The organism is Spiroplasma turonicum (genome assembly GCF_001262715.1).
GTDB classification, from domain to species: Bacteria; Bacillota_I; Bacilli_A; order Mycoplasmatales; family Mycoplasmataceae; genus Spiroplasma_A; species Spiroplasma_A turonicum.
In genome coordinates, this window is record NZ_CP012328.1 from 1107026 (window position 1) to 1128815 (window position 21790).

The 21790-nt window shown below is 23.3% G+C and carries 19 protein-coding genes and 1 tRNA gene; 1 reads left to right on the plus strand and 19 read right to left on the minus strand.

All coding sequences use genetic code 4. The annotated features are described in order from the left end of the window. The 5 genes from proS to tsaE form a co-directional block, all read right to left on the minus strand. A complete protein-coding gene (gene proS / locus STURON_RS04925) occupies window positions 1–1425 on the minus strand; it encodes a proline--tRNA ligase (RefSeq protein ID WP_075048762.1) in 1425 nt (474 codons plus the stop codon). After that, complete coding sequence (locus tag STURON_RS04930) at window positions 1425–2015, minus strand: hypothetical protein (RefSeq protein ID WP_075048763.1); 591 nt, start codon at window positions 2013–2015, stop codon at window positions 1425–1427. Before STURON_RS04930 ends, proS begins: the two co-directional genes overlap by 1 nt. A gap of 77 nt (window positions 2016–2092) precedes the next feature. Then, window positions 2093–2183: transfer RNA gene (locus STURON_RS04935), tRNA-Ser, on the minus strand. A gap of 84 nt (window positions 2184–2267) precedes the next feature. Beyond that, window positions 2268–2834 carry a tRNA (adenosine(37)-N6)-threonylcarbamoyltransferase complex dimerization subunit type 1 TsaB gene (gene tsaB, locus STURON_RS04940; RefSeq protein ID WP_075048764.1) on the minus strand — a complete coding sequence of 189 codons (567 nt, stop codon included), beginning with the start codon at window positions 2832–2834 and terminating at the stop codon, window positions 2268–2270. Between the two features lies 1 nt (window position 2835). After that, complete coding sequence (gene tsaE, locus STURON_RS04945; protein WP_075048928.1) at window positions 2836–3219, minus strand: tRNA (adenosine(37)-N6)-threonylcarbamoyltransferase complex ATPase subunit type 1 TsaE; 384 nt, start codon at window positions 3217–3219, stop codon at window positions 2836–2838. Between the two features lie 76 nt (window positions 3220–3295). Between tsaE and STURON_RS04950 the strand changes: the two genes are divergently transcribed. After that, window positions 3296–4270 (plus strand): NAD(P)/FAD-dependent oxidoreductase, encoded by a 975-nt coding sequence (locus STURON_RS04950; RefSeq protein ID WP_075048765.1) that lies wholly within the window; start codon window positions 3296–3298, stop codon window positions 4268–4270. Window positions 4271–4330: 60 nt separating this feature from the next. Here the strand turns inward: STURON_RS04950 and STURON_RS04955 are convergent, their stop codons facing one another. From STURON_RS04955 to STURON_RS05015, 14 genes are all read right to left on the minus strand, one after another. Then, window positions 4331–4822, minus strand: coding sequence for a hypothetical protein (locus STURON_RS04955; protein WP_075048766.1), 492 nt, complete (start codon window positions 4820–4822; stop codon window positions 4331–4333). 27 nt (window positions 4823–4849) lie between these two features. Next, window positions 4850–4918 carry a lipoprotein gene (locus STURON_RS06020; RefSeq protein WP_158500528.1) on the minus strand — a complete coding sequence of 23 codons (69 nt, stop codon included), beginning with the start codon at window positions 4916–4918 and terminating at the stop codon, window positions 4850–4852. Window positions 4919–6315: 1397 nt separating this feature from the next. Continuing rightward, on the minus strand, window positions 6316–7215 hold the full coding sequence (locus tag STURON_RS04960; RefSeq protein WP_075048767.1) for a hypothetical protein: 900 nt from the start codon (window positions 7213–7215) through the stop codon (window positions 6316–6318). A gap of 550 nt (window positions 7216–7765) precedes the next feature. Continuing rightward, the gene (locus tag STURON_RS04965) at window positions 7766–8344 is read right to left on the minus strand and encodes a hypothetical protein (protein ID WP_075048768.1); all 579 of its coding nucleotides are present in this window, start codon (window positions 8342–8344) and stop codon (window positions 7766–7768) included. Between the two features lie 225 nt (window positions 8345–8569). Next, a complete protein-coding gene (locus STURON_RS04970) occupies window positions 8570–9040 on the minus strand; it encodes a hypothetical protein (RefSeq protein ID WP_075048769.1) in 471 nt (156 codons plus the stop codon). 224 nt (window positions 9041–9264) lie between these two features. Continuing rightward, window positions 9265–10173 carry a hypothetical protein gene (locus STURON_RS04975; RefSeq protein WP_075048770.1) on the minus strand — a complete coding sequence of 303 codons (909 nt, stop codon included), beginning with the start codon at window positions 10171–10173 and terminating at the stop codon, window positions 9265–9267. Between the two features lie 1452 nt (window positions 10174–11625). After that, window positions 11626–12324, minus strand: a complete 699-nt coding sequence (locus STURON_RS04980) for a hypothetical protein (protein ID WP_075048771.1) — start codon at window positions 12322–12324, stop codon at window positions 11626–11628. 1962 nt (window positions 12325–14286) lie between these two features. Continuing rightward, window positions 14287–15189, minus strand: coding sequence for a lipoprotein (locus STURON_RS04985; protein ID WP_075048772.1), 903 nt, complete (start codon window positions 15187–15189; stop codon window positions 14287–14289). Between the two features lie 213 nt (window positions 15190–15402). Continuing rightward, window positions 15403–16989 carry a 2,3-bisphosphoglycerate-independent phosphoglycerate mutase gene (gene gpmI, locus STURON_RS04990; RefSeq protein ID WP_075048773.1) on the minus strand — a complete coding sequence of 529 codons (1587 nt, stop codon included), beginning with the start codon at window positions 16987–16989 and terminating at the stop codon, window positions 15403–15405. A 14-nt stretch (window positions 16990–17003) separates the two neighbouring features. Next, window positions 17004–17825 (minus strand): Cof-type HAD-IIB family hydrolase, encoded by an 822-nt coding sequence (locus STURON_RS04995; protein ID WP_075048774.1) that lies wholly within the window; start codon window positions 17823–17825, stop codon window positions 17004–17006. 9 nt (window positions 17826–17834) lie between these two features. Further along, window positions 17835–18575 (minus strand): triose-phosphate isomerase, encoded by a 741-nt coding sequence (gene tpiA, locus STURON_RS05000; protein ID WP_075048775.1) that lies wholly within the window; start codon window positions 18573–18575, stop codon window positions 17835–17837. A gap of 155 nt (window positions 18576–18730) precedes the next feature. Then, the gene (gene nagB / locus STURON_RS05005) at window positions 18731–19453 is read right to left on the minus strand and encodes a glucosamine-6-phosphate deaminase (protein WP_075048776.1); all 723 of its coding nucleotides are present in this window, start codon (window positions 19451–19453) and stop codon (window positions 18731–18733) included. Between the two features lie 11 nt (window positions 19454–19464). Further along, the gene (locus STURON_RS05010) at window positions 19465–20193 is read right to left on the minus strand and encodes a hypothetical protein (protein ID WP_075048777.1); all 729 of its coding nucleotides are present in this window, start codon (window positions 20191–20193) and stop codon (window positions 19465–19467) included. Between the two features lie 29 nt (window positions 20194–20222). Further along, window positions 20223–21785 (minus strand): formate--tetrahydrofolate ligase, encoded by a 1563-nt coding sequence (locus STURON_RS05015; RefSeq protein WP_075048778.1) that lies wholly within the window; start codon window positions 21783–21785, stop codon window positions 20223–20225. Window positions 21786–21790 lie beyond the last annotated feature (5 nt).

A 21790-nucleotide genomic window follows, 5' to 3' on the forward strand; every position in this document is an offset into this window, starting at 1 on the left:
TTAATAAGACCTAGCAAAGTATGTATTCATTTTAGCGTTTGAATTACAATTAAAGCATTTTGTATTGGTTTGAACATTAAAGTCTTTTATACATCTTGAAACAGTAGATGTTTTTAGTTTAACTTCATCTTCACAACTAACCTCTCCACAAAAAGGAACCAATACAAATCCAGGAGTATTTTTAATTATAGAATCATACTCTTCAAGAGTAGTAGCTGAAAATAATTTAGTTTCTAAATTTTTAATAGCCCTATTTTTAAGTTGGATATCATAATCTTTAAAAAACTTATCAACTTCATTAACTAAATCAGTTAATTTTATTTTTATTTTATTGTTGCTTATTCTATCAGACAAAACAACATTACCGTCAGCAATATCTCTTGGTCCGACTTCTATACGTAATGGAATGCCTTGAATTTCTGATTCAGACATTTTATATCCAAAAGTTTTATCCGAAAAATCAATTTCTATTCTGTATTTATCATTAAGTTCATTAAATATACTTTCTGATTGTTGAATAATTGATTCAGAGTTGTTAACTGGTATTATTGAAATTTGTATTGGAGCTATTTTACTTGGAAGTATCATACCATTATCATCACCGTGAGTCATTATCAATGCACCAATTAATCTAGTAGATACACCTCAGCTCGATGAATATGCATATTCTTCTTTTTGTTCCTTATTTTGAAATTTAATGTTAAAGGCTTTTGCAAATTCATTATCAAAAAAATGACTTGTTCCACTTTGTAAAGCTTGACCATCATACATAATAGATTCTATTGTATATGTTTCTTTAGCTCCAGCAAACTTTTCATGATCTGTTTTCAAACCACTTAAAACTGGTACTAATAAAATATCTTCAACAAAAGATTTGTATACCTCTAATATATCAAGAGTCATATTTCGTGCTTCTTCACTTGATGAATGAAAAGTGTGACCTTCCTGCCATAAAAATTCACTACTTCTAAGGAATGGTCTAGTAGTTTTTTCTCATCTTAGAACATTTACTCATTGATTATATTTAATTGGTAAATCTCTGTAAGATTTGATTTCATTAGATAAAAAGTCTGCAATTAAAACTTCACTTGTTGGTCTAATGAAAAGTTTTTCTGATAACTCCTTATTTCCAACCATAGTAATAGTTGCAAGTTCAGGCGCAAAACCTTCAATATGTTTTTTTTCTTTCATGAATAGTGATTCTGGAATTAAAAGTGGGAAATAAACATTTTTAACTCCCTTATCTTTGAAGTTTTTGTCAAGTATTGATTGCATCATTTCTCATATTGCATATCCATTTGGTTTTAGTATCATTGTTCCTTTTACTTGACCATATTCCATAAGTTTTGCATTTTTTACAACATCCGTATATCATTTTGCAAAATCTGTATCTCTAGAAGTAATTTTTTCTAATTTTTGAGCCATTATTTTTTTTCCTTTTTATCTATATTGCCAGATTCACCATAAAATACATCAATATCAATATCATTTGCATCAACGAATGTTTGTATTCTTTTTAAGTTAGATTTATCTTTTATCATTATATATTCAATAGCTTCTACTGGTATTGTTTCATAAACATAAATTATTTTCTTAGTACTATCATACGCTCAATCATTTTTAGATAAATCTGCAAGTTTATAAGGATTAATTCCTATTACAGAGATTCTTTCAACATCAACATTAGAGTTAGTTGCTCATTTTCAAAAATGGGCTCTAGTTGATGTTTCAAATTCTAAACCAATAGATTCTTTATGTTCTAAATATGTTCAAACTATATACTCTTCATTATTGCCAACTATTTTTTCTTTAACTAATTGGATACCGTTTTCTAAAATAATTAAAAGATTATTTACATCTGTATAAAAGAATAAATTATCTATATTTTTGTTTTTAATTATTTGTAATATCTTTTTTTGTTCAGATTTAGAAGCAAAAATTTTTTTAAATAAACCTTTTTTTGGTTTACTTTCTGATAAATCCACTTTAGTTATTTTTTCTTTATTTTTAGCCATAATTACCACCTATTTATACAAAATATATTTTAACAAAAAAAAGCAAACTATAATAAGTTTGCCTAATATTTCTTAAATGGCGGATTGAGAGAGACTCGAACTCTCGCGCCGGTTGCCCGACCTAACACCTTAGCAGGGTGCCCTCTTCACCAACTTGAGTATCAATCCATACAAAGAGATTATAGCAAATATTAATTAGTTTTTTAAGACTTTTAAAAATATAAAGTATTTTATTATTTAGTAATAAATAGTCTAAATATAATGTTTTATATATAAAGGATTAACTTCATCTATTGAATTTGCTAATTTAAAAAAGGGTTTAAGGTTTATATAATTTTTAACATAATCAATATTTTCATAATCTTTTATTATGTCATAATCTTTAAATGATTTTTTAAATTCTTCTAGAACTTCACTTGTTAATAATTGATCTACTATTATATTTTTTGCTTTATCATAAACTCCAACGTAATATTTATTACCCTTTGCATCAATTATACTTAAGCTTTTTCCAAATCCAGCTTGAAATGCTAATGAAGATATCATATATACGTTTATGTTATTATTAAATGTTTTTATGGTTTTTGTAAATGTTACACCAAGTCTAACTCCAGTATAACTTCCTGGTCCTATAGTAATGTAGAAACTTTCAATTAAGCTAATATCTATTTTATTTTTTACTAAAAAACTATCAATAGTTTCAATTAATATGTCACTAATTCTATTTTGATTATCTAATACTAAATAATCTATAACATTATCATTATTTTCTAAAATTAATAATAGTTTATTATTTGTTGTATCAATAAATAAATTCATTTTAACCTTCTTCTATTATATACATTCTACTATCATTATCTATTATTAGTATATTGATTTTTATAACTTTAAAATATTCTTTAAAATCTATATTTAAGTTTTCTGGTCATTCCACTAAATTAAAACTATTTATCATTTCTTCTAAAAATGGTTCAGCATCATCGTTTGTAGTTAATCTATATGCATCTAAATGATTAATTTTAAACCCATTTAACTCATATTGATTCATAATTGTAAATGTTGGTGAAGTAACTAATTCTTTTACTCCTAACTCATATAAAAAGTTCTTTACGAATGTAGTTTTACCTGAACCCATTTCTCCACATAATAAAAAAACAATATTTTCTTTAAAATATTGTGTTAGGTCGTTAATAACACATTTCATATTATTTAAATTAGTAGTATATTTTTTTTCAAACATATATATATGATATAATGATTTTACTAAAATGTGAGGTAATATGGTTAAAGATTTATTAATTGTTGGTTGTGGTCCAACTGGTTTGTATGCGTGAAAAATAGCAAATAACTTTAACTTAACTGGTGATATTATTGACATTAATAATACTTATGGTGGTCAAGTTACTTTAATGTATCCTGATAAAGATATATATAATTTACCTGCTATTAAATCAATCAAAGGTAAAGATGCAGTAAAAGAAATGTATGATTCAATTGATCATACAATAGAATCTTTTAATGAACATTTTAATACATTTATCAAAGATATTATTGTATTAAATGATAATAATCAAAATATGTTTAAAGTTACATTTTCAAATGACCAAACTTTTACATATAAAACAATTTTATTTACTGATGGAATGGGAACATATACTCCAATAACTCTTTTAGAAAAAAACTATAAAAATATTTATTATAAAATTGAAAATTTAAATGATTTTAAAAACATTAATGTAGTTGTATTTGGTGGTGGTGATTCTGCAATTGATAATGCAAACATATTATCAGAAGTAGCTAACTCGGTTAAATTAATACATCGTAGAGATGAATTTAGAACTCTTCAAGGTGATATAAAAAACACAATCAATAAAAATATAGAAATTCTAACTCCTTTTATATTTGATGAAGTTATTAATGAAAATAACAATAATATAACTAAATTCAAAGTTAAAAATGTAAATGATGAAAAGATAAATAAAGAAATAGAAGTTGATAAACTAGTTGTTTACTTTGGTTCAAAAATTAAACATTTAGCTTATGATGGCTTAGAATTAATTAAAGGAAACTTGGACCGTATAATAGTAAATCAAAAAATGGAAGCATCCTTGCAAGGAATTTATGCAGCTGGTGATTGTTGTGATTATGATGGTAAAATCAGAAATCTAGTATCGTGTGTTTATGAAGCATTAACCGCAATTGTAAATATTGATAAAAAATTAAAAAATAAAAAGTTGCTTAATAAAGGATGATAAAAAAACAATTATGTTGAATTAAACATAATTGTTTTTTTTATATTTATATAATCTACTTTATTATGATAATTTAATTTCTTTAATATACTCATTTTTAACTACAGGTGTTTTAACATGTTTCTTTTCTTTATTATTAAAACTAAGATCAACAGATATAACTCTTAAATCAAAACTTGAACTATCTTTTGCACCTTTAACAGTAAAATAATAAGCAGTTATATTTAAAACATCACCTTCTTGTGAGTTTAGTTTTGGGTTTAAATCCTTTATTTCATTAAAGTACTTTCTTAATGAACCTAAATAATTTTCTGAATCATCATTACTTGGTTCAACTCATGAACTTGTTAATTTACCAACTTTAAATACTTCCTCCATATCAAACTTTTTTGTGTCTAAGTCATCGTAATCAACACTTATTTTATTTTCTGAAACTTCTAAAGGTTTTTCGTTTTTTAAACTTATATCACTATCATTTTTTAAAATTCGTGTTTTTTTTGCATCTGTTAAATAACCAACAACATCTGCATATGTTTTTCCATCAACTAGTGTCATATTCTTAACTTCTTCTTTATTGCCACATTAAATAACTAGTGACCCTGTTGATGCTAACAAACTTGTTGTTGCAAAAATGCTTAATAATTTTTTCATACATTCTCCTTATGTGTTTATAAACTTATAACATAATATTTATATACCAATACAAATATAACTTATATTAAAAAATAAATACTACTCCATGATTTAACTAAATTTTAATTTTTTAAATATAAAAGATATACGCAATTTGGCATCATAATGTGAAAATTTTTTTTAAAATTATTCTAATAAATTCTGTTAATAAAAGTTATTTTTAGTTTTTAATACTTAATTTAAAATAAATAAAATTTATTTATAATAATTATTATATCAAATAAAAGTATTGTCAAACATAACTATATAAATTATTTAATTAAATAGTGAATTATTTTGATTATACATAAGAAAATAAATGATTTGATTTGCTAAAATCTAAATAAGTTTTTTAAAATATTGTATTAGTTATGTATATCACCAAATTTAAATACATTAGATCTAAAAGGTTTTTCTTTTACTCATTTATCCAAACTTTTGATAACTGGATTATTTTTAAAGTTTATATTTAACATAAAGTTTATTAAATTCTTACTCTTATTAATATACATTTATTTTTTTAAAGATCTTTGGTAATATTTCCTTACTAATAAAAGCCAGTATTTTGATGAAGGTCTGCATAGTTTTATTTTTGCTATTAAATTTTTAAAAGTTTTATCAATTTTATTTATCAAATTGCAATTTTATTTAAAGAGTGGTTGATTTAAATTATTAGCAATTATCTTAAAATTTTCAACTGAGTTACATGAATTTATAGATTTATTAATATTTATTCCATTATCTTGTATCTTTATAATAAGATAGGATTTTAAAATGGCAGACTAGATTTAATATAGAATAAGTTTTTTTTATAAAAACTAAAATAATTAATATATTAGTTCCCAACCAGTATTTAGCATATAAAATAATAAACTTCTGAACACTAATATTTTAAATTTCTGTTGAAAATATTATTATCTTTTATTTTTGATCACTTTCGAAATTTTTTATATATTAATGTAGTGCAAGAATAAATAACCTTTATAATATTTATTTACCAGCTATTATTAAAACTTTTTTCATAGAAAATTATATTTTTTGAATTATTTTAGTAATAAAAGAATAACAAACTTATATTTATTTTATAAAATTTTTATTAATTGTGTATAGTTTCAATATTAAAATCTTTTATATACTTTCCCAAATTTTGCACTTTTTAAATCTTTCTTCTTAAAAATTTATTTTGTCATAATTATTTGTATTACAAAAAACCAGTATTTAAATACTGGCTTACTATGCTTGCTTTTAATGTTTTATTTACTATCTAATTTACAAAACATTCTAAATTTATTTAATTTATAAATCAACAAATACGTTATAAGTTTTTATATATGTATAATAAAATAACTTTTTTGAAGTTTATAAATATCTAGATTCTATTTATCATTTGGATAATTAAATCTAACTAAAACATCACCCATATATTTAGAGTTTAAATTATAAGTAGACTTTAAAATATGAATTGTTTTGTTATTACTATAATCATTATAAAGTTCCACATCATTTTCAGTTAAAAATACATCTGGATTTTTAATGTTTCATTGAACTAAAACTTTTGATAAAGTTTCTGGATTATTTTCCTCTGATTCTTCTCAAGTTGCATTTAAAGCACCTGCATATTCAACATTGCCTAGGTTTATTCTCATACAATTAATTTCTACATTCATTTCAGCATTTTTATATTTAACTAAAATATTTGAAATATAATTAAATTTCTCAGAGTCTTTATTTTTTGCCAAGTAACCGATGGCTTCATATCTTACTAAAAAAATATTATTATCATATTCCATTTTTTCAATAGAGTTTATTTTTATGGTCTTTTTGTCTCTTTCATCATTTATTTCACAATCAATAGAAGTTATGTCATCTCCATTCCCTACTTTTACTGCGAAAGAGCTTTTTTTTCCTACTTCTATTTCTTGTCTATGAACACTTTCTGTAAAGTATGGTTTTTTGACAGTGTAGTTATAGTTAAATGTTACAGTTCCATAGACTAAATTTGAATCATCAGAAGCCTCAATTGTAGCCTGAACTTTTGAAGGTTCTCCAACAAATTTTACATCTAATAATGAAAATAATGATTTATTAATATTTTCAAAATATTTTTTTATTATAGTTTTAATTGTTGGTAATTCTTCAACACCATAAATATCTCCAATATCGGTATATTCCAAGGTTGATAAATTTACTTTATTTGTACTATTGCAGGAAATAGCAAATCCAATAGTAGAACTTGATATTGGTAATGATAATAATGGTAATAAAAATTTTTTCATTTATCTCTCACATCCTATTCAAATATATATTCATTATAAACTTATTATAGTACTATTTTAAAAAAATAAAGTATTTATGAATATTTTAATTAAAGTAAAAGGTTGAAAGTATTTTTTAAATTGATTTTTAAATATATTTAGCGAATACATTAATTAATTTAAAGATTTTATTAAAAAAATATGCCTCTTATTTTTAGTTAACAGTTATTAATTTATGCATATAATATGAATTCATTTCTTAAATTCTGATTTATAATTGCAAAAGATAATAAATATTTCTTAAAACAGTTGAATATATGATACATAAATAAATATATTTTTGTCTTTTTTAAGAACTAAATTATTTTCAACTTATTTTTAGTAATTATTCTAAGCATCTCATGATTGTTGTACATTTTTTTATATATTTATTTTATTTAATTATTTATAAATTATTTTTGGCGTTTTTAAAATGATATCACCCCATTTATATTAAAATTAAACTTTTTCACTATATATGAAAAAAATGTTATTAAAGTAGAATAAACAACCTTAAAGAGACCTAAAAATTTTATATTATTTGGTTTCTTTTTTTGTTGTATATGTAAGTTTGTAAAGAGTTTCTTTTAATAATAAATTCATCAAATTTATTTAAAAATTCTTGGATACTAACAAAGGTATTTCCATATTCTGCAAAAAAACATTCCTTAAATCACCCATTTAATGCTTCTGTTGGAGCATTATGTTTAAAACCAGCTTCTGACATTGATAAAACAAAATTTGGGTAACATTCAATTATGTTTTTAACCATATTAGAAGTGTTTGCTGTACCTCTATCCATTTGGATAATTGAATAATCAACTTTATAATTACTTACTACATTAATAATATCCATAATTGTTTTACTTACTACTTGCGAATTCTCACTGAAATCAAAATTGTAAGCAATCATATCTCGATTGTATCAATTGTATGCAAATTCTCCTAATATTTTTGTTTTTTTCCCATTTATTATAAGATCTAAATAAGAACCATCTAAACCAATTTTATGAAAATTATATTGTGATTTAAAATCTTTTTTAATAAGGTCTGGGACAACATTGCCCCTTTGACTAGTATATTTTTTTGCAACTCTCTTAATTTTTGGCAATTTTACAAGATTATTATTTCTTAACTCGTTTACTATTTTATAACTAATGTTAACTGTATGATTGTCCGTAATTCAAGAACTTACATTGCGAGCGCCTGAAGCACCATTTAATTTAGTGAACTTATTAATTAATTCAATTGCACGTTTATTATACTTTCGCTTTAACTTAGTTGTTTTACCTCTTGATAAAATATCATGATATTTTATTTTTCACTTAGCATAATTTTAGTAATTCACAAAAAGTGCTTTACATTTATCCTTTAAACTTAGCTCAACTGAGTTATCATAAAAAATAATATTATAGGCATCATTTTTTCAAACCTTCTTACTTGTCTGTATCTTCATCTGTTCTTTCGATAAATTCATGCAAGAAGGCATGCGCTTTTCCAAAAATTCTATTTTAGCCCTATCTTTCAATCTTTCTTTTTTTAAGTTTTTAATCTCTTTTTCGAGTTTTTGATTTTCTTTTTTAAGTAATTTATTTTCTATATCTTTCTGCATATAAATATTAACCTCACAAGGCGAATAATCTAATTCGCTTTCTAATTCATTAATATTATATCTTTTTACTCATTGATATATCTGAGCAACGCCACTTTTTAAATTTAAATCTTCTTTTATTAACTTCGGTTTTTCACCACTTAAAAATTTTTTAATAGCTATTAATTTTATCTTTTTATCTATTATTTTTGGCATAAAAAACAACCTTTCTTTTGAATATATTAGTATTTAAAGTATCACTAATATGGTCTCTTTAAGGTTGTTTATTCTAATTTTTGTTAATGTTTAATGTTTTAATATTTATGATAAAAAATTGGTTTATGTTTGAGTATTATAGCTCTCTATAATCTATAATCATTGCTTTATGTATTTTTTTATTGAATTAAATTAAAAAGATGTTTTATTAATTATAGTTATACTTAACTACGTTTAATTGTGTAAGAACCAGTTAAAAATTTTGAACTTTCTAATGCAGATATTGTGATACTTTCTAATGAAAATTTAGCACCTTCAAAAGTTTCATATTCGAAGAATACATCGTAATCTTTTTTATATTTATAATAAATATTATTATTACTTATTTTATTATTAATAAATTTAATTATTTCAGTTTCATTTGTTGGAAACTTGCTAAAGTAATGTGCTAAGTCCTTATACTTTGGAAAATAATATCTTGTACCAATATCCTCTAATTTGGTACTAAATTTTGTTTTAATGCTTCCTTTTAAGTAAATTGGTTTGTCTTTTAAACTAACATCAAAAATAGTGTTAGCTATAACTCCACCATCTTCGATATTGTTTTCATCATATTTAATTGTAAGATCTGTTTCAAGAACATCTAAATAATTATTATATACGATTCTTATGGGTGCTAAAGAAAATGTTATTCCTTCTAAATAATATTCAATGTTACTTCCTGCATAAAAAAAATAATTATCTCCTAAATTTTGTGGTTTCAATTCATAATAATCAACATACATTTCATCACTTATTCCATAAAATGGTATATTATCTTTTATAATTTCGATTTTAAATGTAACTCCACCTTTAAGAAATCCATCTTTATTAACTAATGAATCAAAATTATCAATATATCAGTCTTCGTTAAATCTAGTTTTATAATCACTATAATTATGAAATGAATGATTTATTGAATCTTCTACATCTTTTCAACTATCTCCAGCAACTAAATAAATTGATTTGAAATTTATATCTGAAATGTCATAGGTATCATCTTTTTGATTTAAGTTATATCTACATCCATTCAAATATAAACAAGGATAAACTAAAATGTTAATAGAGTTTATTGTAATTAATAATTTTTTCATAAATACTCCTTTATATTTTAACTACTAAGATATTTATTAGTAATAAACTGTTAATAAACAAATTTATTAGTAGACCTTCGTTAGGCAGGTTTAGTAACATTATACAAACTTTTTTTTAATAAGCGAACAAATAAATTATTTTAAATATAATACACTTAAATAACATTATATTATTATACTAAATATAATCTTTATATTTATTAGTCTAATTTTTTAATTACTAACGTGTTTTGATTGTTTTCCTTTTAAACAACTAAAAATTTTTTAGCTTTCTTTTATTAACTGATGTGTCACCTTTTCTAATCATTAATACATAATATTTAATATTTTTACTAGATTATCTACTTTAAAAATTGAGTATTGTGTAATTTATTATGAATTAAATATAAAATAAACTTTTTAATTTTTTTAATACCTGTAAGTAAATTGAGTTTTATTCCTTTTCAAAAATAATAAAACTCACCTTTTTGGCTAATATCCGTTTGTAAATTGTAATTATATCCTTGACTAAGTCAAGGATATAAGATACAAAAAGTTATTATTATGAACTAACCTAATCAAGAAAATTAACCTTTTATTCTTAAGTTATGGTGTATATTTTTTAAATTACATTTCGGATATAAAACTTTATTTATAAAATAAAGTTTATTGGTTTTATGAATAATAATAAAAATTTTTTGTAATTTGTTACAAAACAATTGAGTGTATTAATAATATAAACATTTTTGTATTATTATATTTAAACCTTTTAAAAATTATTCATATATAAAGTTATTAGAGGCATCTATAAACGCATGATTAAATTTTTTTATTTAAACTTTTTAACGATTAATTATTTAACAAATAGTTTTTACTTTTAATTATTTGTATAAACAATTAATACTGTTTAAACAAAGTTGCGTTTTATATTTTGTATACAAATTCAGTAAATATTATTTTATCCTTTTATTAAATTAATTACTTATCGCTTTTGTTAAAACGTTAAATATTTAATATACTGAATGAAATTTTTAAAAAAATTTACTTTTTTTAAAAATAAGAATAATTAGAAAAGATAAATTTTAAGTAATGTTAATTTATATTTCCTCCTATACATATTTAAGCGTGTATAATTTATTTCAATAAATTTTAATTATAGAAATTTTTTTATCTCTTTGTTATTTAATAAACTTATTTTAAAAATACTTTAATATGAGTCTATTATAAATATCAACTTTTAAAAAAATTATTACACATCTAATTGTTTGTCCTTCTTCTTTCTTTAACTTAGTTTATTGAAGTATTTACTTTACATATTTCTTAACAAACTGAGTAATAATTAGAAATATATTTTAATTAACCATTTTTCTAATAGTTTCTGTACCATAAGTTCTTAATGCACATTTAAGTAAACATAAACAATTTATTTAAGAGACATTTATATTAAATCAAATTAATTATGTACCATTATAATTAATCAAAAACTTCATAAATAATATACCCAAAAATATTTGCGAACATATCAATAATATCAATTTCAGTAATAAGATTTATATTTTCGTATGTTATGCCATCATTTTTTATTGGTTGTGTAGCCAAAATAATACTATTTAACATAGTTATATTTTTTGAATTACTTGAATCTAAAAACTGAATTGCTTTTGACTTTTTTTCAATTTTCAAATTTAAAGGATGTTCAATAGCGTTTCTTAAAATCTTTAAACTTTCAAAAAAGTATAGTCGTTCTTTTGAGAATTCTCTTAATTTATCTATCTCTTTATAAAAGAAATAACTACTTCCGTTTTTATTAAAGTCATTAGATTTTAATACCTCAATTAAAGTGTTTGGATCTGTTTTAATACATTCTCTAAAAAATAAGCTTAGCTCTAATAAGATTGTTATATTTAAAGTCAATGAATAAAAAATTAGTGACTGATATTCTTCATAATTTGAAGAATCAACTTTATTAAAAATACTTTTAAAAACAATATAATGTCTTAAAATTTGATTTTCTGCAGAGTGAAACCTTTCAGCAATTAAAGAAAATTCTTCTTTATTTAATACATTTTCTGGCAAATTAGAAATAGTTTCCTTATTTTTATTAAAAAAATTATTTAACTTATTACGAAATTGATTAATTAAACTTTTTAGTTTTTCAAGCTGTATATCCAAATATTTAATGATTATTCACCCTTTTTTTTATAATATATTTATTTTGTAAGTTTATCAACTATTTTTGGTTTGTAAAATCAGTTTGATTCCTTCTACTAAATATTCTATTTTTAAAATAAAACTCTATTATACATAAACTTTGCAAAATATTTTTAACTTTGTTGAAGTTATAATTTATAGTAATAAAAATTTGTTTTACATCCTGTATGAACTATTTCATAAATAGAATAAAATTATATTTTGTAATCTCTTTATATAAAAAATATTTTATAATTTCATTATGACTATTTAATACATTATATATTATTTTGTATTAAATTTATAACATTAATATTCAAGTAATCATTCATTATGAAAATAAGTCTTGGAAATACTAATATTACTAAAATAAATAAATTGTTATTTAATAGATCAATTCTTTAAGATTTAAAATTAGTAATTTAAAACTATAATTATATTCTCTTTTTTATCTAATCTATCGTAATTTCTTTTCTTAAAAACTAAATTAGCGTAAACTCTATGTAACTTTTTCATTAATTAAAACCATTAATTTAGAGAATTATTTTTTATATTTTTAGACACTCAATTTTTTTAAATAGATGTCATAATGAAAATTTCTATAAGACTTCAAGAAATTCGTTTTAAGTTTTAAAACAATAAGATTATATTTTTCAAAATACTTTAATTTCAATAAACTATCAATTATAATCTTTTTAATTTATTTTATAATTTTGAATCTTAAAAGAACAGGTTTATTTTTATCAAATAATATTATAAATTTACTTATTATCACCACATGAACCATTAGATTATTGACCAAGATTTTTTTGAGCTTTATTAAACTTAACTGATAATGAACTAAATTATATTTAATCATTTTATTTCATATCGAACTATCTTTTTAATAAGGGTATAAATTCTACGTTTTTTGTTTATAGTTTTTTTGTCTGAAATTATTTTTTAAAATGATTGGATTGAAAGTTAATTACCCCCAATGACCTTTCAATATTCATTCTTATTTTTATTTAGACTTTACCCGTAATTTATTAAATAAATTGAATTTAAATATTAACTGAATTCTCTTGTTTCTACATTATTTTAAAACAGTTTATTATTTCTACAATAATAAACTTATTTAGTGACTAGTTTAAAAATCTCTTTTGGATAAATTTAAAACGTATTTTAATCATTAATGATAAATAATGAATATTTAAATATTTATTCAGTTTTTTGTTTTATAACTATAAAATAATAAACTATGTATTTTGTATAAAAATCTCAGTTTTTTATATAATTCGGAAGAACTTATAAGTTTAAGTTCTATTATTGTAACAATATTAAATTCCATTTTAAATATTTTTTATTACTTTATTAGGACTTATAAAAGAATAATATAAATCGATAGATATAATCTTTTGTTGTTTACGCTATTTTATATACAACCATTAATACTAATGCTATTCAAATAGGGAAATGCTATTCTGGTATCTTATTACTAAATAGTTGCAAGAGTTTTTTAAGCTAGTTTTTTAAGTTTTTTTCAAACTAATAAACTTATAATAAGTTTCTTAATCTTTTATTTATGGTTTTGAATTTTATGTATCTTTAGGTTCTATACAAATAAAGATTTAACTTATTTCTGAGAATATTCATAACTTTGACTTTTATCTGATGTCAATTACTTGTTAGATTTTTGAGTTTTATTAGTTGAATTTCTCTGATTATTAAATATTTGTTAATATGTTTTTTACTACATTGTTGTTTTTATTAAAAATAGAGTTAAAACATACTAATTTTTAATTTTTTTTTATTTTTAATGTAAAAAATCTACACCTAATTTCAGTGTAGATTTTTTTGTTTTTATATAAATAGTTATTAACTTTTAAATATTGAGTTAAATATTTAAAGAGTTTGTTTCATTTTAATTGGTTTTAATAATTTAATAATAATTTATAATTTTTATTAATCAAAACCTGATGCTGTTACAGTAAGTGTTAAATCTTCTGCATTTTTATAAGATATAGTTACAACAACACCTTGAGTAGTATTTTTTGATGCTGTTACAGTAAATGTATATGATGCTGCTCCATCATTTCCAGTTACTTCTCCAAGTACTATATCTGCTGATCCACTTTTAACTGTAATTTTTTGGTCAGAAGCTGGATTCGCAACTTTAACTGTAATTGTTTTACTAGATACACTTTTTGTTAGTTCCAATGTACTTTCTTGACCTTCATTAAATGATAAAGTTGGCTTTGCAGCTTCTTGTTTAGTAAATGTAACTGCTACTGTACCTACGTTATATTTAGTTGAATCTGATTTAGCTTTAATATTTGCACCTTCTGCTGTAATACCGTCTACTTCAACTTGTGTTTTGTCTAATTTGTTATTTTTAGCAACTGCTGCTGTCAAAATATCATCTGATAATGGTATTCCTTCACCTTTAAAATCTATTGCTCCTAATGCTTTTTCAGTAATAACTGTTGATAAATCAACTTTTGCTTCTGCTGCTTTAAAAGTCAATGTAAATGTAACATTTCCACTTACTAATTTACTTGATTCAACTGCAGTTACTTTAATTGAACCTGCTTTTTCTGCAGATTCTGCTGCTTTAAAATCACTAAAAGTAACATCTGTTTTTTCAACAACTGTAACACTTAATTTAGATTTAATTTTTGCTATAGCAGCAGTTTTTGCAGCTGCTTCATCATTTGCTGATGGTGCAAGAGTTAAATCAGTACCTTTAATATCTCCTAATGCTTTTACGCTTGATTCATCTGCTTTTTTATCTCCACAAGAAACAACTGTTGCTCCTGTTGTTGCTACAAGTCCTGTTGCAGCTAAGATTCCTAATAGTTTTTTCATATTTAAATTCCCTTCTGTGTTGGTTTTACCAACTAATAAAATTATAAACTTATTTATTATGTAATTCAATATTAAATACATTATTTTTTATATTTAATATAACTAGATAATTCTAAAAATACAAAAAGTTTTAAATTGAAAAACGCCAGCCAGAGCTAGCGCTATTATTTAAAAACTGTAGAATTTATTTTTCCCAGTTTATTATGAGTTTTTTTATCATTCAATTAATGAATTTTGAGTCATTTCTTTAGGTTTTTCAACTCCTAATATTTCACAAATAGTGGGTGCTACATCAGCTATTGCTGCATCTTTTTTTCTTAATTTTATTGATTTATCAGTTATTATAATTGGTACTGGTTGACTTGTGTGTTTTTTATTTGGTCCGCCTTCTTTGTCAATCATGATTTCTGCATTACCATGATCTGCAGTGATTATTAATGTGTAGTTATTAAGTTTAGCTGCATCATATAATCTTTTTAATTGTTCATCTAGTGTTTTTACACCTTTGATAGTTGCTTCTAAATCACCTGTATGACCAACCATATCACAATTAGCATAATTTAAAACAATTAAATCATATTTATTTTCCTTAATTCTTTCAACTAATTTATTAGTTATTTCTACAGCAGACATTTCTGGTTTTAAATCATAAGTTGCTACTTTTGGTGAAGGTATTAAATCAATGCTTGCATTTTTTAATTTTACTTCTTCAGGAGTAGCTAATCCATTTTTGAAGTAATCTTTTCCACCATCAAAAAAGAAAGTAACGTGAGCTATTTTTTCAGTTTCTGCGATTCTTAATTGTTGATAGCCTTTTGAACTTAATCATTCACCAAGTCCATTAATAACTTCAATTGGTTTAAATGCTACGTGTTTTGAACCGACACTTTCAGCATATTCCATCATTGATAAGAAGTATATTTTATCTCCTAAATATGTAAGATCTTTAAATGATGAATCACTTCAAGCCAAATAATCTTTATTAGTAAAAGTACTTGCCATTTGAATTGCTCTATCTGGTCTGAAATTAGTAAAAATTACAGCATCATTTTCTTTTACATAACCATCTGGACAACTACTATTATAAGCTGGTAAAATTCCTTCATCATCTTTTCCGGCTTCATATTGTTCATTTATATATGCATAAGGGTCTGTAAATGAAGCAGATAAACTTCTGTCTACTAGTGATTTATAACCCTCAGCAGTTCTTTCCATTCTTTTATCTCTGTCCATTGAATAATATCTACCTGATATTGAACCTACTTGACCAACTCCATATTTTTTAAATAAGCTATATAATTCATCTAAATAATTAATAGCCACTTTAGGTTTTGTATCTCTTCCATCAGTAAATAAATGAATATAAATCTCTTTTAAGCCAGCTTTTGCAGCTGCTTCAAATGCTGCAAACATGTGTTTCATATGTGAATGTACTCCACCATCTGAAAATAACCCCATAATATGTAAAGCACTATTATTTTTTTTAACAAATTCTATTGTATTTTGTATTTCTTGATTTTTTTCAAAATCATTATCTTTTATAGCCTTGTTAATCAATGATAAAGATTCATATTTTATTCTTCCTGCACCTAAATGAATATGACCAACTTCTGAGTTACCCATTTGTCCTTCTGGTAAACCTACTCATTCACCACTAGCATGAGCTTCTACTCATGGATAATCTTTCTTTAAACTTTCAACAAATTGCATATTAGCTTTAATAACTGCATTACCTGGATCGTTTGGTGCTAATCCTCAACCATCTAAAATAGCTAATACTACTGGTTTTTTTGTTATCATATTATATCCTCTTTCTAGTCTTCTTTTAAAATATAGTTGTTTAATTCAATACCAACAACACCGTCAGCATCTTTAAATTCTGATACAACTTTTGCATTGCTTTTAGCATTATCACATGCATTTTTTGGAGCAATACTTAATCCTGCATATTTTAACATTTCTACGTCATTTTCGCCATCGCCCATTGCTAAAATGTTTATTGGATCTACTTTGAACATATTTGATAGATACTCGACTGCAAGTTTCTTATTAACACCTTTTCGGGTAATTTCACCAGATAATGATTGTTTTGATCATGCAATTTCAAGACCAATATTAATAACTTCTTGTTTAAATTCTTCATTTGCATTAAATACAAGAATCTTATAACAATCAAACATTTCATAACTATCATCATAAATTGTTGCGGGTTTTTCAAAGAGTTTTGATTCGAATTCCAAGTCTTTTGATTCTTCGATTTTTTTTGTTACATAAGTTATGTCATCTTGAACTGTATATGCACATAAAATACATTCTTTAAACTCAGGTTTTTTTAATAAATTAAAAACTTTTGTAGCTTTTTCTTTTTCTAAAGGGAATGCTGCTATTTCTTTTTTGTTTAATAAGTCATATATAGTAGCACCGTTAAATCCAATACCAATTGAATGTAATTCAGAAAACTCAAATTTTTCAAGGTTATTAAACTTTGCTTTTATGGGTCTGCCTGTTGCAAAAACTACTCTAACCCCTTTTTTAATTACTTGCTTAATTGGTTCTATATTACTTTCTACAATGTTATCTAATGGTAAACATGTTGTACCATCAAGATCTAAAACAACCATCTTGTAATTACTCATTTTAGCTCCTTATTTCAATAATCCTAAAAATGATTCAACTTGTAATGAAGCTCCACCAACTAGTGCACCATCAATGTCATCTTGGTTTAAGATGTCTGAAATATTATCTGGTTTTACACTTCCACCATATTGAATTAAAATAGCTTGACTAACATTATCATTATAAATATCTTTTATTATACTTCTTATCTCTGAACAAACATTTTGTGCAATTTCAGGTGTAGCTACTTTTCCTGTTCCAATTGCTCATATTGGTTCATATGCTATAACTACTTTTTTAGCATCTTCTTCTGATATACCTTTGAAAGCTTTAACAATTTGATTTTTTACTCATTCAATAGTTTTTCCTGCTTCATAAGTTTCTAATGATTCACCACAACATAATATTGGTGTTAATCCAGATGCTAATAAAGCTTTATTTTTTTCATTTATCATTTCATCAGTTTCTTTAAATATATCTCTTCTTTCTGAGTGACCAATTACAACATAATCAACATTAATACTTTTTAACATTGGAATTGATATTTCACCTGTAAAAGCACCTTCTTTTTCAAAATAACAATTTTGTGCAGATATAACTAATTTTTTTGCTGCTTTTCTAGCATCACTTAACATAGTAAAAGGTACTGCTATCCCTGCCACAGTATCACTATTTAAATTTAATTTAGATTCTACTTCAGTAATAAATTCAACTGCTTCTTTGTTTGACTTAAACATTTTTCAGTTACCAATAATAATTTTTTTTCTCATATGATTCGCTCCTAACTGCTATACTTATTCATTTTATCACTATATATTTAAATAATATATAAAACATAAACTAGTTGGTTTATATATTATTAATAAAAAAACTACACTGATTAAAGTGTAGTTAACTTAATTTATTTTAATAAAAAATTGATTAATTATAATTTACTTGCTGCTTCTTCATCAATTATTATTGTTACATCATCATGTTTTTGTAGGATTGTACATGGCCATTCTGGTGAAACTTCACCATTAATTAAATGTTTAATTGCTTCTGCTTTTTGTGAACCAAATGCTAATAATACAATTTTTTTTGCATTCATAATTGATTTAAGACCCATTGAAATTGCTTTCTTAGGTACATCACTTATGTTATCAAAAAATCTTGAGTTAGCTTCAATGGTTTCTTTTGTTAAATCTACAATTGAAGTTATTGAATCAAAACTAGTGCCTGGTTCGTTAAAACCAATATGTCCATTAATTCCAATACCTAATAATTGTAAACCAATACCACCTTTAGAACTAATTAAATCATCATATTTTGATGCTTCATCTTGAGATTTAACTAATCCATCTGGAACAAATGTTTTATCTTTATCAATATTTATATGATCAAATAATTCTTCGTTCATAAAATATCTGTATGATTGTTCATGTTCAGGTGCTAATCCAATATATTCATCAAGATTAAATGTCATTACATTAGATCAATCTACGCTTTCTTCTTTTGTTTTATTAATTAAATACTTGTAGGTACTTATTGGTGTACTACCAGTTGCTAAGCCAAGTATAGGACTTGAATTTTCTTGAATGAAACTTAATAAAAGATCTCCTGCAATCTTTCCGCCTTCTTCTTGATTTTTTACTATAATTTTTTTCATAAAGCCTCCTTTTAATTAAACTTCTTATTCATTATATTATTAAAATCGAAGTAATCATACAAATTATCAATTTTTGTAATATCTAAATTTAAAGAAGGTATTAAACGTTGCAATATTACATATGTTAAAACTTTATTTTTACCTCTTATAAGATAATTTTCTTTTTTTGTAAATAATAATGTTCCATAGTATTTAATCTCTACTTTTTCAATATCATCATATAAAATAAATGATTGAATATTTTGTGAAGAATCAGTTAGATATATTTTAAAGTTTGAAAAGTAAAAATCAAACTCCCCTATAAATGAGAAGTTTCCATTAATAGAATTATCTTCATTTATTTTGTGTAATGTAATATTAGATTGTAGTAGCGATATTTTTTCTCTTTTATCTAATTCAAATTTAACTGGAAATTCTTTAATTGGTCTTCAAGAAGTAAAAATAAGTTCTTCAATATCACTAATGAACTTTTCTTCGTTTGCATTTAATTCTAGTGATAACTTTTTTATATTTCTTTTTAATGTACTAATAAACTTTTCAGATATTTTAAAATTTCTATTGATTCATCTTCATAAAACTCAATGTTTGAAATATAAAAAATCTTTTTTATCTTTTATCTTTTTTTCCACCATTTTTATATAAAACTTTGGTTTTCTAGATAAGTTGTATTCATCAAAATATTTTAATCAATTTGACCTTTTAAGATAAAAATTAACTTCAAAAGTAGATCTGAAAAACATATTGCTCCTTATTTAAATAAATTATAAAACTATTTTAAACCAACTACAACATTATTTATTAGGTCTATTTCTTTTGAGTTAGGTTCTTTGTTTAGACCTGGCATACTCATTACTTGATTAGTATATACAACAATAAATTTAGCTCCAGTATTTACTTCTAAATTCTTAATTTCCATTTTATAGTTAGATTGATTAGAATCATTACCATCAATTGATGCAAATGATTTAACCATACATATTGGATAATACTTATAGTCACTATTATTAATTTCATTTAATTTGTCTAATGCCTTATTTGAAAAACTAAATTCATTTAAATAATAAAAGTTTTTAATAACTTTTTCAATTTTTAATTCTAAACTATCATTATTATTTATAAGTTTTTTAAAGTCTGCTTTTTTATTTGATAATTTATCAACTAAAATTGCTAAATTCTTTGCACCTTCAGCACCTTTTGTATATGCTTCATTTATTTCAAAGTCATAATTATTATTAGTTAATCATTCTTTTAAACTATTTAGGTTATTTACATCATCACCTTTAATAAAGTTTATAGCCACAACTAGGTTAAGGTTATAAAGTTTAACATGTTTTAAATGTTGGTCTAAATGTTTGAAGTTGTTATTAAAATCGTCATGTAATAATAATGCTCTTATTGTTACAACCATAACAACACAACTTGGGATTAAATCATTAGAATAATTAATTACATTCATAAATTTTTCAAAACCTAGGTCGCTACCAAAACCAGATTCAACGATACAATATTCTCCTAATGATAGTCCTAGATTAGTTGAAATTATTGAGTTTGTACCTGTTGCAATATTTGCAAAGGGTCCACAATGAATTAGGGTTGGTGTTTTATATTTAGTTACTACTAAATTAGGTTTAATTGCATCTTTTAGGATTACCATTAAAGAACCAACAATATTCAAGTCTTTTATAAAAACTTCCTTATTATCGAATGTATATGCAACCAATGAGTTTTCTAGCCTTAATCTTAAATCCTCAACACTTGTTGATAAACTTAAAATAGTCATAATATTACTTGCAGCAGTAATAGTAAATTGTTCTTTTCTTGTAATAGTTTTAGATATTTTAATTTCAACATCTCTTAATGCTCTATCATTTAAATCAACACATCTTTTTCATATAACCTTAGTTGGATCAATGTTTAAACTTGATTTTCAATATAACTCAGAATCAATGGTTGCTGATATTAGATTGTTAGCAGATGTTATTGCATGTATATCACCTGTAAAATTTAAATTAATATCATCAACTGGAACTACTTCACTTTCACCACCACCTGTGGCAGTTCCTTTTCTTCCAAAAACTGGACCCATTGATGGTTCTCTTAGTGCTAGTATAGCTTTTTTATTAATTAAATTAAGTCCATCTGCTAAACCAATTGCAGTTGTTGTTTTACCTTCACCAGCAGGTGTAGGATTTATTGAAGTCATTAAAATTAACTTACCTTGTTTCTTATTATTAAAATTAGTTGTATTTACTTTAGCAACATTATTTCCATATAATGTTAAATCATTATCATTTAAATTTAAACTTCTAAAAATTTCTTTAAATTTTTCCATTATAA